14 protein-coding genes are annotated in these 14,322 nt (G+C 60.9%); 5 read left to right on the top strand and 9 right to left on the bottom strand.

The window, feature by feature from the left end:
• Positions 1-37 precede the first annotated feature (37 nt).
• Positions 38-1,813, bottom strand: coding sequence for a glyoxylate carboligase (gene gcl / locus ACX0MV_RS09390; RefSeq protein ID WP_458982227.1), 1,776 nt, complete (start codon positions 1,811-1,813; stop codon positions 38-40).
• A 116-nt stretch (positions 1,814-1,929) separates the two neighbouring features.
• Here gcl and ACX0MV_RS09385 point away from each other — a divergent pair, with 116 nt between their 5' ends.
• Together ACX0MV_RS09385 and ACX0MV_RS09380 are read left to right on the top strand one after the other, a co-directional pair.
• Positions 1,930-2,838 (top strand): LysR family transcriptional regulator, encoded by a 909-nt coding sequence (locus ACX0MV_RS09385; protein ID WP_458982226.1) that lies wholly within the window; start codon positions 1,930-1,932, stop codon positions 2,836-2,838.
• A gap of 146 nt (positions 2,839-2,984) precedes the next feature.
• Complete coding sequence (locus tag ACX0MV_RS09380) at positions 2,985-3,455, top strand: GlcG/HbpS family heme-binding protein (RefSeq protein WP_458982225.1); 471 nt, start codon at positions 2,985-2,987, stop codon at positions 3,453-3,455.
• 35 nt (positions 3,456-3,490) lie between these two features.
• Here the strand turns inward: ACX0MV_RS09380 and ACX0MV_RS09375 are convergent, their stop codons facing one another.
• Positions 3,491-4,135: a TetR/AcrR family transcriptional regulator gene (locus ACX0MV_RS09375; RefSeq protein ID WP_458982224.1), complete on the bottom strand. Its 645-nt coding sequence runs from the start codon at positions 4,133-4,135 to the stop codon at positions 3,491-3,493.
• Between the two features lie 218 nt (positions 4,136-4,353).
• Here ACX0MV_RS09375 and moaA point away from each other — a divergent pair, with 218 nt between their 5' ends.
• From moaA to ACX0MV_RS09360, 3 genes are all read left to right on the top strand, one after another.
• Entirely contained in the window at positions 4,354-5,349 is a 996-nt protein-coding gene (gene moaA / locus ACX0MV_RS09370) for a GTP 3',8-cyclase MoaA (protein WP_458982223.1), read from the top strand.
• 59 nt (positions 5,350-5,408) lie between these two features.
• Positions 5,409-6,230, top strand: a complete 822-nt coding sequence (locus tag ACX0MV_RS09365) for a transporter substrate-binding domain-containing protein (RefSeq protein ID WP_458982222.1) — start codon at positions 5,409-5,411, stop codon at positions 6,228-6,230.
• A 167-nt stretch (positions 6,231-6,397) separates the two neighbouring features.
• Positions 6,398-6,847: a PA2169 family four-helix-bundle protein gene (locus tag ACX0MV_RS09360; protein WP_458982221.1), complete on the top strand. Its 450-nt coding sequence runs from the start codon at positions 6,398-6,400 to the stop codon at positions 6,845-6,847.
• 192 nt (positions 6,848-7,039) lie between these two features.
• Here ACX0MV_RS09360 and ACX0MV_RS09355 read toward each other — a convergent pair whose 3' ends face one another.
• The 7 genes from ACX0MV_RS09355 to puuE form a co-directional block, all read right to left on the bottom strand.
• Positions 7,040-7,840 (bottom strand): outer membrane protein OmpK, encoded by an 801-nt coding sequence (locus tag ACX0MV_RS09355; protein ID WP_458982220.1) that lies wholly within the window; start codon positions 7,838-7,840, stop codon positions 7,040-7,042.
• A gap of 57 nt (positions 7,841-7,897) precedes the next feature.
• A complete protein-coding gene (locus ACX0MV_RS09350) occupies positions 7,898-9,409 on the bottom strand; it encodes a nucleobase:cation symporter-2 family protein (RefSeq protein ID WP_458982219.1) in 1,512 nt (503 codons plus the stop codon).
• 463 nt (positions 9,410-9,872) lie between these two features.
• Complete coding sequence (locus tag ACX0MV_RS09345) at positions 9,873-11,201, bottom strand: urate hydroxylase PuuD (protein ID WP_458982218.1); 1,329 nt, start codon at positions 11,199-11,201, stop codon at positions 9,873-9,875.
• A 47-nt stretch (positions 11,202-11,248) separates the two neighbouring features.
• Positions 11,249-11,752 (bottom strand): ureidoglycolate lyase, encoded by a 504-nt coding sequence (locus ACX0MV_RS09340; RefSeq protein WP_458982217.1) that lies wholly within the window; start codon positions 11,750-11,752, stop codon positions 11,249-11,251.
• 55 nt (positions 11,753-11,807) lie between these two features.
• A complete protein-coding gene (gene alc / locus ACX0MV_RS09335; protein WP_458982216.1) occupies positions 11,808-12,803 on the bottom strand; it encodes an allantoicase in 996 nt (331 codons plus the stop codon).
• A gap of 39 nt (positions 12,804-12,842) precedes the next feature.
• A complete protein-coding gene (gene uraD / locus ACX0MV_RS09330; protein ID WP_458982215.1) occupies positions 12,843-13,358 on the bottom strand; it encodes a 2-oxo-4-hydroxy-4-carboxy-5-ureidoimidazoline decarboxylase in 516 nt (171 codons plus the stop codon).
• Positions 13,355-14,299 (bottom strand): allantoinase PuuE, encoded by a 945-nt coding sequence (gene puuE / locus ACX0MV_RS09325; protein WP_458982214.1) that lies wholly within the window; start codon positions 14,297-14,299, stop codon positions 13,355-13,357. The genes uraD and puuE overlap by 4 nt, the downstream gene beginning before the upstream one ends.
• Between the last annotated feature and the right edge of the window lie 23 nt (positions 14,300-14,322).

Here is a 14,322-nt window from a genome sequence, read left to right as displayed (position 1 = left end):
GTGCGCGTTTAGCGTTGTGGCATGCGCACCCTTCGGTTCAATCCAGCGGCATGATGGCGGTCGGGGCATCCTCGCGGATGGTGGCCAGCGCCTCGAATTCGTTGATGGCGTCGATCTCGGTACCCATGGCGATGTTGGTCACCCGCTCCAGGATGATTTCGATCACCACCGGAACCTGGTGCTCGGCCATCCAGGCCTCCGCCTGATCGATGGCCGGACGCAATTCCGCCTGGCTGCGAACGCGGATGGCCTTGCAGCCCAGGCCCTCGACCACGGCGATGTGGTCGACACCGTAGTTCGCGATTTCCTCCGAGTTGATGTTGTCGAAGGCCAGCTGTACGCAGTAATCCATGTCGAAACCGCGCTGGCTCTGACGAATCAGGCCCAGGTAGGCGTTGTTCACCAGGATGTGGATGTACGGCAGCTTGAACTGCGCGCCCACCGCCAGTTCCTCAATCATGAACTGGAAGTCGTAGTCGCCGGACAGCGCAACGATCTTGCGCGTCGGATCGGCAACCCGTACGCCCAGCGCGGCGGGAATGGTCCAGCCAAGCGGGCCGGCCTGGCCGCAGTTGATCCAGTGGCGCGGCTTGTACACGTGCAGGAACTGCGCGCCGGCGATCTGCGACAGACCAATGGTGCTGACGTAGCAGGCATCCTGGCCAAACGCGTTGTTCATGCACTGGTAAACGCGCTGCGGCTTCATCGGCACGTCTTCGAAATTGGTCTTGCGCAGCAGGGTGCGCTTGCGCTCCTGGCAGTCGGCGACCCAGGCGCTGCGGTCCTTCAGGCGGCCCGCGGCTTTCCACTCGCTGGCCACTTCGACGAACAGCGCAAGGGCAGCGCCAGCATCGGAAACGATGCCGAAATCCGGCGAGAAAACGCGACCGATCTGGGTGGGTTCGATATCGACGTGGACAAATTTACGATCTTTTGTGTACACCTCGACCGACCCGGTGTGCCGGTTGGCCCAGCGGTTACCCACGCCCAGAACGAAGTCTGAAGCCAGCATGGTGGCGTTGCCGTAGCGGTGGCTGGTCTGCAAGCCGACCATGCCAGCCATCAGCGGGTGATCGTCGGGGATGCAGCCCCAGCCCATCAGCGTCGGCACCACGGGTACGCCCACCAGCTCGGCGAATTGCAGCATCAGCGCCTCGGCGCCTGCGTTGTAGATACCGCCACCTGCCACCAGCAACGGGCGCTCGGCCACGTTGAGCATGTGCAGGGCTTTTTCGATCTGCGCACGGCTAGCCGCCGGCTTGTACGGCTGCAGCGGCTGGTAAGTTTCGACGTCGAATTCGATCTCACCCATCTGCACGTCGAACGGCAGGTCGATCAGAACCGGCCCGGGACGGCCGGAGCGCATGACATGGAATGCTTGCTGGAACACGCGTGGCACCAGCGCTGGTTCGCGAACGGTAACCGCCCACTTGGTCACCGGCTTGGCGATCGACTCGATGTCCACCGCCTGGAAATCTTCCTTGTACAGCCGAGCGCGCGGCGCCTGACCGGTGATGCAGAGAATCGGAATGGAATCGGCGGAAGCCGAATACAAGCCGGTGATCATGTCGGTACCGGCCGGGCCGGAGGTGCCGATGCACACGCCGATGTTACCGGCCTTGGCGCGGGTATAACCCTCGGCCATGTGCGAGGCACCCTCGACGTGACGGGCCAGGATGTGGCGAATGCTGCCGTCCGCTTTCAGCGCGGAATACATCGGGTTGATCGCCGCACCCGGTACCCCGAACGCCACTTCAACGCCTTCCTTGCGCATTACTGCCACTGCCGCATCAATTGCTCTCATACGCGCCATGAAAAATTCCTCCAGGCTTTAGTCGATATTTTTTCTACATGGCCAAAGCATGAGGGCAGTGACTTGTTGGGGTAAATTGCTGCATTCTTCAGTTCTGTCGATATCAGGAGTATCGAATGGACCGCTACACCGCACTGCACAGTTTTGTTCTGGTGGCCGATCACGGCAGTTTTGCTGCGGCTGCTTTGGTCGAGGGCGTGACTCCGGTGGTCATGGGGCGGCGGCTGGACATGCTCGAGCGACACCTCGGCGTGAAGCTGATGCACCGCTCGACGCGAGGCCTGTCGCTGACCGATCTGGGTGACCAGTACCTTGAGCGGGCACGCGGCCTGCTGCGTGATTTCGAAGAAGCCGATGCGAGCATCACCCAGGGCGGCCACTCGGTGCGCGGGCACCTGGTGGTGTCGGCGCCAGCGGCGTTCGGCCGACGCCATATCGCGCCCCATGCGCCGGCTTTTCAGGCGCGTTTTCCCGACCTCAAGCTGTCGTTCAACCTCACTGACAGCGTCGTCGACCTGGTGCGTCAGGGCTATGACATGGGCATCCGTATTGGCGAGGTCACCGACCCCAACTACGTGGCGCTCAAGCTGTTCCCTAACCGCCGGGTGGTCTGTGGCTCGCCGGCTTACTTCAAGCAGCATGGGGCACCCGTCAGTCTGGAGGACCTGGCCCAGCACAACTGTCTGGCGTTCAACCTGCAGGGCGGCCAGCAGCGGGGCTGGACCTTCCTGCGCGACGGCAAGCAGGTTGCGGTCAAGGTTTCCGGCAATCTCGATTGCAATGACGGCGAACTCCTCTTTGACTGGGTCAAGCAGGGCCTGGGAATCGGCTGGCGCTCCACGTGGGAGATCCAGGCGGAACTCAAACGTGGCCAACTGGTGACCGTGCTCGATGAATTCGCCTTGCCTGCCTACGACATCCAGGCGGTGTATCCGCAACAACGCTACCTGCCCGCCAAGGTGCGGTTCTTCATCGATTACCTGAAGGCCATCTACAACACGCCCGGCTATTGGGAAGGTGGTTGAGTTGTTTGTATACAAAATACAAAATAAATGTACTAAATAATAAATTTATTGTGTACTTTAATTTGCGTGGGCTTTCCCCGCGCCATTTTTGAGTCATGACGCGTCGCTGGCCCTGTTTTTTCTACGGACCTGGAGGAGGGCTACGCATGAGCGTCTTGAACCTGAACACCTTGAGCTCGAACACCTTGAATCTGGACACCGCGACGCGGATCAGCAGCCACGTACTGTCTATCGGCCGGGAGCTGTCAGCCTCCCCCTTGACCGTTGCGGTGCTGGATAGCGGCGGTCACCTGATCAGCCTGCAGCGCGAGGACGGCGCCAGCCTGCTGCGCCCGCAAATCGCGATTGGCAAGGCATGGGGCGCGCTGGCGCTGGGCAAGGGGTCGCGGGCCATTGCTGCCGATGCGCAACAACGGCCGGCGTTTATCGGTGCGGTGAATAACCTCGCCAACGGGCAGTTGATACCGGCGCCAGGCGGCGTGCTGATTCGCGATGGGCAGGGTAATGTGGTCGGCGCGGTGGGCATTACCGGCGACACGTCGGACATCGATGAGCAGTGTGCGGTCGGTGCGTTGCAGGCCCTGGGCATGACTGCCGATGCCGGGGTTGCGCCTTAGCGGTTGTTGCAGTAACGGCGGCTTGGCGGTACCGCTCAGGCGTTGGTGACCTGTTCTGACGGGCTGGGGTGGGTCTCTTCGATCTCGCAGCCCTTAATGACCAGCCGAATGATGGTTTGTGCGGCGGCTTCGTAATCGTCGTCGCTGAGGCTGGCCTTACCGGTGACGGTGGCGATCTGCCAGTCGAAGTCGGCGTAGGTTTGCGTGGCAGCCCAGATGCTGAACATCAGATGGTGCGGGTCGACCTTGGCGATCAGGCCCTGATCGATCCAGCGCTGGATGCAGGAAATGTTGTGCTTGGCCTGGGCGTTCAGTTGCTCGGTCTGGTCGCTGGAAAGGTGCGGCGCGCCGTGCATGATTTCACTGGCGAAAACCTTGGAGGCGAAAGGCAGGTCGCGGGAGATGCGGATCTTCGAGCGGATGTAGGCGCGCAGTACATCGGCCGGGTGGCCGGGCTGGTTGAACGGTGCGGATGCTGCGAGCAGTGGCTCGATGATGCTCTCCAGCACCTCGCGATAAAGATTCTCTTTTGATTTGAAGTAGTAGTAGACGTTAGGCTTGGGCAGCCCCGCCTTGGCGGCAATGTCACTGGTTTTGCTCGCGGCGAAGCCCTTGTCGGCGAACTCTTCGCTTGCCGCCCGCAGGATCAGCTCTTTGTTGCGCTCGCGAATACTGCTCATAAGCCTCGACACATCGTTATGCCACCCGTCCAGGGCGGCGGTGGGGCATGGTAGCACCGGCTTCGCAAACCGCTCAACCTGCCGGTTTGCAAGGCCTGGCGGTTCTACCTGACTCAGGGGTCAAGCGGTCGTATACATGGTTTGGTTTTTCTGTTTCTATCCGAACGTGCCGGTTTCACCCTGAACGTCTCGGCTCGCGGAGCATCTGGAGACCTGTTGTGCAAAGTACCCAACTGGTCGACCCCTTCGGTCGGCGCATTACCTACCTGAGGTTATCGGTCACCGATAGGTGCGACTTCCGTTGCACCTATTGCATGACCGAGGACATGGTATTTGCGCCGCGCGAGCAGATTCTCAGCCTCGAAGAGCTCTATACCGTGGCGGATGCGTTCATTGGCCTGGGGGTCAAGCGCATCCGCATCACCGGCGGCGAGCCGCTGGTACGCAAGAATCTATTGAGCCTGCTCGAACGCCTCGGGGCCCGCAGCGAGCTGGAAGACCTGGCGATCACCACCAACGGCTCGCAGTTGGCCGAGCTGGCGCCACAGTTGCGCGCGGCTGGGGTCAAGCGTCTGAATGTCAGCCTCGATTCCCTGCAGCGCGAGCGCTTTGCCGCGTTCACTCGCCGCGACAAGCTCGATCAGGTCCTGGCTGGCATCGATGCCGCGCGGGCTGCGGGTTTCCGCCGGATCAAGCTCAACACCGTGGTGCAGAAAGGCCGCAACGATGACGAGGTCATCGACCTGGTCGACTTTGCCATGGCGCGTGATCTCGATATCAGCTTTATCGAAGAAATGCCCCTGGGCAGCATCTCCAGCCACCAGCGCGAGCAGACCTTCTGCTCCAGCGATGAGGTGCGCGAGCGTATCGAACAGCGTCACCCATTGGTGCGCAGCAGCAAGCACACTGGGGGGCCGTCGCGTTACTGGCAGGTGCAAGGCAGCGCGACCCAGATCGGTTTCATCTCGCCCCACAGCCATAACTTCTGCGGCGACTGCAACCGCGTGCGGGTGACCGCCGAAGGCAAGCTGGTGCTGTGCCTAGGCCACGAAAATGCCCTGGACCTGAAAGGCTTGATGCGTGCCCATCCGGGCGATACGCAGCGGTTGCGCGATGCCTTGCTGGACGCGCTGCAACTGAAGCCGGAGCGTCATCACTTCGAAACTGACGAGCAGGTGCAAGTCGTGAGGTTCATGAGCATGACCGGCGGTTAATCCGACACCTAGCTCGCTACGCCCCTAAATCCTGATTCCACATCACCCGGAGGTTTGCTGTGAAGTACTCACACGCCTGCAGTTTGCTTGCCCTTGCCTGTTCCACCAGTGTTTGCGCCGAAAGCTATGTGATCGGCGTCGAGCGGCTGGATTTCGCACCCCATTACAGCATTGACAAGCAAGGCCAGTACCAGGGCTTTGCCCGCGAGGTGTTCGACCTGTTTGCCGCTACCACCGGAGTAGAGCTGAGCTACAAGATCATGCCGGTGGACCAGCTGCTGCCCGCATTGCTTGATGGCGCGGTCGACTTCAAATACCCGGACAGCGACACCTGGTCGAAGGAGCAGAAAGTCGGCGCCACGCTCAGTTACAGCCGCGGCATCGTCGACTATGTCGATGGCGTGCTGGTCGCGCCGCAGCGCCAGGGTCAGCCGATCGACCAGCTCAAGCGCCTGGCGCTGGTGAACGGCTGGACCCCCTGGGGTTATCAGGAGCGTATCGATGCCAAACAGATCCAGCTTTCCTACAGCGACGACCTGCGCCAGATGATCCGCCTGGCCTTGAAGAAGGACACCGATGGCGCTTACTTCAACGTGGTGGTCGCGACCCATTACCTCGACAACATCCGCGCACGGCCCGGTGCGCTGGTGTTTGACGCCAATCTGCCGCACAGCCGAGGCAGCTTTCATCTGTCGACGCTCAAGCATGCGCAGTTTCTGCAGCGCTTCGATCGCTTCCTGATCGAACAGCAGAGCCAGATCGCCGCGCTGAAAGACAAGTACCAAGTCGAAGCGAATCTGGATTCACAGTACATGGGCATGGAGCAGTGGAAGGTCGATTCGCTCAAGCGTCGCCAGCAAAAAGATGCCAGTGGCGGCTAAGGCCACGGCTCATCGGCGCTACGGCCGAGGTGGCAGCGCCGCCGTGCGCTGATTCGGCCTGCATCTCGGCAGATTCTCTGAACCTTCGCGCAAAGCGGTGAGTCAACTTCTTGGAGCGGGCCAGGCTGACCCTTGGCCTTGAGATGGACTGAGAAGAGGAAAACGAGATGGATAACAAAGACGTAGTTTCGGTACTCAACGATTTGATCGAAACCAGCAAAGACGGCGAGAAAGGTTTCCGTGAATGCGCTGAAGACATCAAAAGTGTTCAGCTCAAAACCCTGTTCAACCAGCGCGCCCAGGAATGCGCCGCCGCTGCCAGTGAGCTGCAGCAGCTGGTGCGCAACCTTGGTGGCGATCCGGAGACCTCTACCAGCGTCGCCGGCGACATGCACCGTCGTTGGATTGACCTGAAGAGCATGATCACCGGCAAGGACGACGAAGCCATTCTCAATGAGTGCGAGCGCGGCGAAGACGTAGCGCTGAAGAGCTACAAGAAGGCACTGGAAAAGGACCTGCCTGCTTCGGTACGCATGGTCGTCGAGAAGCAGCTGCAAGGCGTGCAACGCAACCATGACCAGGTTAAATCCCTGCGTAACATGGCTCGCGCCAGCTGATCGGCTTGATCGCTGTTACGACAACGCCAGCGAAAGCTGGCGTTGTCGTGTATGGGCTTTAAGCACGCTTAGCCCTGAAAAAGGGATAAGCCAGGCAAAGAAAAGGGGGATGACGCCAGGCGCCATCCCCCTTTTTGTTTTAGCCAGCAGCGCCGACACGCTGCCAGCCAAACCTGGTTGTCAGCGCTTTTATCAGAAGTGCACTTTCACCAGCAGGCTGGCGGTGTTCTGATCGGTGCCATCGAGGATTTCGTCGCCCAGGAAGCTGTCGTCGTCGATGCCGTATTTGTCCTTCCAGTAGTCGTATTCGATGCCTACATAGAGCTGCTTTTCGCCCCAGTTCAGCGCTTTGCCGAGGTCGTACTTGATCTGCGGGTTGAAGTGCAGGTTAGCGTGATAGGTATCGTCGTTGTCGACCACCCAATCCATGAAACCGTCGATGACGATATCGGATTTGCCCACCGGAATGGTGTAGCTCCACGCCGGGGTGATCTGCCAGACGCCGTCACCGTCGCGGTCGCCATCGGTCTGGCGATGGTAGAAATTCAGGGAGAAGAAATCGAAGCCGGGAATAGCCAGGTCGAAGCCCGGGCCGATCAGGTAGGACTCGACATCGTCTTCGCCGAACTCGTAGGTCATCGCCAACAGCACGTCCTTGATCGGGCCGACTTCCAGTTTGCTGTCGAACAGCTTGCCGAAGCTCAACCGCGGCGAAATTTCGCCGTAGAAGGTATGGCTGTCGCCGGCGCCGTTGGTGGCGTCGCCGTTGTACTTGATGCCGTCGACGAACACGAACAGGTCACCGGCGCTCCAGCCGCTGACGTGCTCGAAGGTCAGGGTCTGCTGGATTTCCGGGTCGACCTTGAAGTTCTGGCCATACAGGTAGGTCAGGCTGTTGTTCTGCCAGTGCAGCAAATCGCCGGCGGCGGCCTGTTGGCTGGCAAGCACGCCGGCAGTCAGGGCGATGCAGTGAGGTAGGTGCTTAAGCTTCATCGGGTTTTCCTTATTGTTAGGGCTTACAAGGTGCGGCAAAAGGGGGGGGCATGGGCGCTAGTTGGTTCGCGGGGCCGGATTCAGCGCGCCGTTCAGGGGCTCGAGCGCCTGGAGCTCGCTTTCGTCCTTGGGGGTCTGCAGCACGGTGTGCAGGTGCGCTTCAGGGTCGTAGTCGTTTTCTTCGAGTTCCAGATGCTCTTCCGGCAGGAAAATATTCAGCAAAATCGCGCTGAAGGCCCCGATGGTGATGGGCGACCCGAAGATGTTCTTCAGTGCATCGGGCATCTGCGAGAGCACTTCCGGTACGGCGGCAACACCCAGGCCCAGGCCGAGGGAGATGGCCACGATCAACACATTGCGACGGTGCAGGCCGGCTTCGGTAAGGATCTTGATGCCCGCCACGGCCACAGTGCCGAACATGATCAGGGTGGCGCCGCCGAGTACCGGTTTCGGCATCAGCTGCAGCACCGCGCCCACCGCCGGGAACAGGCCCAGCAACACCAGAATGCCGGCGATATAGAAGGCCACGTGGCGGCTGGCCACGCCGGTCAGCTGGATCACGCCGTTGTTCTGGCTGAAGGTGGTCATCGGCAGGCTGTTGAACATCGCCGCTATTGCCGAGTTGCAGCCATCGGCGAGCACCCCGGATTTGATCCGACGCATGTACAGCGGGCCCTTGACCGGCTGCTTGGAAATGATCGAGTTGGCCGTCAGGTCGCCGGCGGTTTCCAGCGGGGTGATCAGGAAGATCACCGCGATGGGCACAAAGGCCACCCAGTCGAAGTTGAAGCCGTATTTGAACGGCACCGGCACGCTGATCAGCGGCACCTGGGCCATGTTGGCGAAATCCACCTTGCCGGTGAACCAGGCCACCGCAAAACCCAGTGCCAGGCCGATGATCACAGCCGACAGCCGTACCACCTGGGACGAGAAGCGGTTGAGGATGACAATGGTGACCAGCACCAAACCGCCAAGGCCCAAGTGGTGCAGGGCGCCCAGGTCCGCCGCGCCGTAACCGCCGGCAATATCGGTCATGGCCACCTTGATCAGCGACAAGCCCATCAGGCAGATGATGGTGCCGGTAACGACCGGGGTGATCACCCGGCGCAGCTTGTTGATGAACTGGCTGAAGGCGATCTCGACGAAGGCTGCGCAGAAGCACACGCCAAAGATCGTCGAGAGGATTTCCTCCTCGCTGCCGCCACGGCCCTTGACGATAAACCCGGCGCTGAGAATCACGCTGAGAAAACCGAAGCTGGTGCCCTGCAGGCACAGCAGGCCGGAGCCGACCGGGCCAATGCGCTTGGCCTGAACAAAGGTGCCGAGGCCGGATACGAACAGCGCCATGCTGACCAGATAGGGCACATAGTCGCCGAGGCCGAGGACGCCGCCGACAATCAGGGTAGGGGTGATGATGCCAACGAAACTGGCCAGTACGTGTTGCAACGCGGCGAAGATCGCCGGAGCAAAGGCGGGGGTGTCGTGCAGTTGGTAGATGAGGTCGTTGTTTGCCACAGGCGGAGCCGTGGTGTCTGTGCTGCGGGTCGTGGTCATATCAGAGCCTGCCATTTGTTTTTATACGGTCATGGGCTTGCACGGGGCTTCACGGCGCCTCGTTCTGATCAGCAGAAAGAAACTGTCTGCTCGGTCAGAATAGATCGACTATAGCAAGTTGTTTACAGCCTTAAAAACAATTTATTTGTGGATTGTGTACAAATGTTCGACCGCTAGTCCGATGGCGAGCAGCGAGACTGTGAGCGGGCGAGAGAGCGCGCAAAGGGCGAAGCGGAGAGGGCGGAATAGCCGATAGAAAGGTTATGTACCTATCTGCAAGGGCCGCCTGAGCCGCAATCGGTAGGGTGCGCTGTGCGCACCGGCGGCTGCGGCGGTGCTTGTGTTGATGTTGATGCTGGTGCGCATGGCGCACCCTACGAAGGCAGATCTCCATGAGGCCGGCGCCTGAACAGACCGCCTAACGGACATAATCCATAGAAAAGCGCCGCACCCGGTTAAGGTGCGGCGCTTGGATGGATCAGTTGAGTTGTGCGCCCTGGTCGATCCAGGCACCGATCAGCTCGCGTTCTTCAGGCGTCATCTGGGTGATGTTGCCCAACGGCATGATTTGCGAAGCGACGCTTTGCGCGTGGATCTTCGCGGCCTGCGCCTGGATCTGCTCAGGCGTGTCGAGGATGAACCCGGCCGGTGCGGTCGTGAACATCGGGCTGCTCGGCTTGGCGGAGTGGCACACGCTGCAGCGCTCCTGAATCACGCTGTTGACCTTGGCAAAGTCGCCACCGCCAGTTGCTGGCTGAGCAGGCGCGCTGGGCTCGGCGGCGGGTGCGGTCTCGGCTTGCTTCGCCTGCTGTTCGGCAGCTTTGGCGATTTCCGGGTGACCACTGACGCCCGTTGCAGGAACCGGCGCGTATTTGATCGCGGCGGCTTTCGGTTCTTGCGGTGTAGCGGCCTTCATGCTCGGGCCGGTGACGAACGCCAGGCAGATCATGCCCAGGGCAGCGGCAGGCAGGGTCCAGACGTACTTGTTGCTGTCGTGGCGGGTGTTGAAGTAATGGCGTACCAGTACTGCCAGCACCGCGATACCGGCGAGGATCAACCAGTTGTACTGGCTGCCGTAGGTGCTCGGGAAGTGGTTGCTGATCATGATGAACAGCACTGGCAGGGTGAAGTAGTTGTTGTGGCGCGAACGCAGCAGGCCTTTGGCCGGCAGGGTCGGGTCCGGCGTGGTGTTGTCTTCGATTGCCTTAACCAGCGCACGCTGGGCCGGCATGATGGTGAAGAACACGTTGCCGACCATGATGGTGCCGATGATGGCGCCGACATGGATGTAAGCGGCGCGGCCGCTGAAGATCAGATTGAAGCCATAGGCCGCGGCGATCAGCAGCACGAAAATCACTGCACCGAGCAGGGCCGGGCGCTTGCCCAGCGGCGAATCGCAGAGGAAGTGATAGGCCACATAGCCCGCAATCATCGAGCCGAAGCCGATGGCAATGGCCAATGCCGGGTCCAGATCGACGCCGGGCTTGACCAGGTACAGGCTCGGGTTGAGGTAGTAGACCACCAGCATCAGGGCGATGCCCGACAACCAGGTGAAATAGGCTTCCCATTTGAACCAGTGCAGGTTCTCCGGCATTTTCGGTGGGGCCAGCTTGTATTTTTCCAGGTGGTAGATGCCGCCACCGTGAATCGCCCACAGGTCGCCGGATAGGCCATCGCGCGGGTTGGCCCGGTTGAGGTTGTTTTCCAGCCAGACGAAATAGAAGGATGCGCCGATCCAGGCGATGCCGGTGATCATATGGATCCAGCGGATGCCCAGGTTTAGCCACTCAGTCAGATGTGCTTCCACAATCAGTACCTCTTTCCCATAGCCGGCAAACCGGCGCTGGGCTTCTCTTATTGGTGGGGGGCGAGGAGCAGCTGCTCGTCGTCACTAAAGAAATGCTCATCGCAGTTGTTGCCAGAACCGCTGCGATCAACCACCAGGAAGTCATCCCGCTTTTCGATCGTCAGCACCGGGTGGTGCCAGACGCCGCGATGGTAATTAATGCCCTGCCTGCCATTGCTGCGGAAGGCGCGGACCAACTCTGATTCAGGTGCATCGCCAAGTGGCGCGACCACGATCAGAAAGGGGTTGCCGAGCAGCGGAATGAACGCCTGGCTGCCCAGCGGATGACGCTCCAGCATGCGCACGGTCAGCGGCATCTGCAGGGCCTCGACACTGAAGATGCTGATGATCGCCGTATCCTCTGGCCGCGCGGTCTCGACCGTGGCCAGCTTGTGATAGCGACGGGTGGAGCCGTTATTGATCATGAAAAACTCGCTGCCTTCGGTTTCGATAACGTCGCCGAAGGGGGCGAAGGCTTCCTTGGTCAGAGGCTCGATGATCAATGTGCGCATGTCGGTCTTCTTGTTTGTTCGTCTTATGCCCCTCTGCGGGAGAGGGCTGGATGGGTTACTTGGCGACTTTGCCGAACAGGCGCAGCCGGCTGATACCACCGTCCGGGAACACGTTTACCCGTACGTGGGTGATCGGGCCCAGCGCGTTGATCTGCTCGGCGAACTCGTGCTCGGCGTGCATTTGCAGCTTCTGGCTTGGCAGCAGGTCGCGCCAGAACAGGCTCTGGGTTTCGATCTGGCTGTCGGTGCCGCCTTTGACGAAGGCCGCCTGGATCGAGCAGCTGTCCGGGTAGTTGCCCTTGAAGTGCAGGGTATCGACGACGATGCGTTCGATCTCGCCGGGATGGCCGAGGGCGATGATGACCCAGTCGTTACCTGGCATACGGCGACGCGCGGTTTCCCAGCCATCGCCCATGTTGATGCCGCGGCCCGGGTTGAGGATGTTGCTCATGCGGCCGAAGTGCTCGTCCGAGCAGGCCAGGGCGCGACCGCCATTCAGCGCGGCAGCCAGGTCGATCTGCTCGTTGTCGCAGACCGTGCTCCAGTCGCGGAACGGCATGCCGTATACGCGCAGACGGGCAACGCCGCCGTCCGGGTAGATGTTAAAGCGCAGGTGGGTGAAGGCCTGGCTGTTGGCGACCTCATGGTAGTGGTGGCTGTTGCCCTGCAATTCGACTGCGCCCAGCACTTCGGTCCACTCGGTGGCTTCGGTCGGGTCGCCTTCAGCGACAAAGCAGCCTTCCAGGGATGCCGACGGCGGGAAGTTGCCGGTGAAGAAGCTGGTGTCGATGTCCACGCCCTTGATCGAACCGGCAACGCCCAGGCGGATCACCGCGCTGTCGTAACCCTCGAAGCGCTTGCGGCGCGATTCCCAGCCATCCATCCACTTGCCGTTGTCGTCGAAAACGCCTTCCTTCCATACCGCCGGGGTTGGCTGGAACAGGCGGTTGACGTCGGCGAACCAGTCGTCGGTGACCGAAATGGCTTTGGTGCCGAGGCGGGCGTCGGCCAGGTTGACGTATTTCTCGAAGGGTACGGCGTAAGCTTTCATGTCGTGTCTGCCTTAACAGTGAGGGCGTGGGGGTGGCGGCTACAGGGCCCGCAAACGGAACAGGGCGATCTTGTTGATTTCGGCCAGGGCGCAGGCGAATTCCTGTTCCGGGGCGTTGTGGATGCGCGCCTCGAAGGCGGCGAGGATCTGGTGTCGATTGCTGCCCTTCACCGCCATGATGAAGGGGAAGCCGAACTTGGCTTTGTAGGCGTCGTTCAGTTCGGTAAAGCGAGCGAACTCTTCGGCAGTGCATTCATGAATGCCGGCGCCTGCCTGTTCCGAGGTCGACGACTCGGTCAGCTCGCCGCGCACGGCGGCCTTGCCGGCGAGATCCGGGTGAGCGTTGATCAGTGCCAGCTGGGTCGCGTGATCGGCACTGAGCAGCAGGTCGGCCATCCGTTGATGCAGGCCATCGACGTCGTCCAGGCTCGCATCCACGCCGCGGTCGAACGCTTGCTCGGCGACCCAAGGCGAGTGTTCATAAATGTCGGCGAAGACTTTGACGAAATCTTCACGGCTTAGGCGCGATGGGGTCAGGGTCTGAAAGCGGCTCATTTGCTGATCTCGTGTTGCTGATTCAAGGAGAAGGGGTGGGTGGCGTGCCAGTGGCGGGCGATGTCGACGCGGCGGGTACACCAGACCTTCTCGTGGCTTTTCACGTACTCGATAAAGCGCGCCAGGGAGGCGAGGCGGGCGGGGCGCCCGAGCAGGCGGCAGTGCATGCCGATCGACAGCATCTTCGGCGCGCCGGCTGCGCCTTCGGCATAGAGCACGTCGAAAGCGTCCTTCAGGTATTGGTAGAAATCGTCGCCGGTGTTGAAGCCCTGCACCTGGGTGAAACGCATGTCGTTAGTGTCGAGGGTGTAAGGGATCACCAAATGCGGTTTGGCTGCGGTGCTGGCGGCGTCCCAATAAGGCAGGTCGTCGTCGTAGGTGTCGGAGTCGTAGAGAAAACCACCTTCCTCCATCACCAGGCGCCGGGTATTCGGCCCGGTACGGCCGGTGTACCAACCCAGTGGGCGCTCGCCGGTGATGTCAGTGAGGATGCGGATGGCTTCGAGCATGTGCTCGCGCTCTTCGGCTTCGCTCATGTACTGATAGTCGATCCAGCGGTAGCCGTGGCTGCAGATCTCATGGCCGGCGGCGACCATTGCCTTGATCACGTCCGGGTGACGCTGTGCGGCCATGGCCACGGCGAAGATGGTCAGCGGAATGTCGTGTTGCTGAAACAGCCTGAGCAGGCGCCACACCCCGGCGCGGCTGCCGTATTCATACAGCGACTCCATGCTCATGTTGCGCGCGCCCTGCAGCGGTTGGGCGGAGACCATTTCGGAGAGAAACGCTTCGGATTCCTTGTCGCCGTGCAGCACGTTGCGCTCGCCACCTTCCTCGTAGTTGAGCACGAAGGAAATAGCGATGCGGGCGTTGTTCGGCCAGTGCGGGTGCGGCGGGTTGTTGGCGTAACCGATCAGGTCGCGTGGGTAGTCAGCGCTCACTGCAGTCTTCCTTCTAAGCGTGG

The organism is Pseudomonas cistanchae (assembly GCF_054483635.1).
The sequence above is the reverse complement of the archived record's forward strand: the minus strand, read 5'-3'. Positions and strand labels throughout refer to the sequence as shown.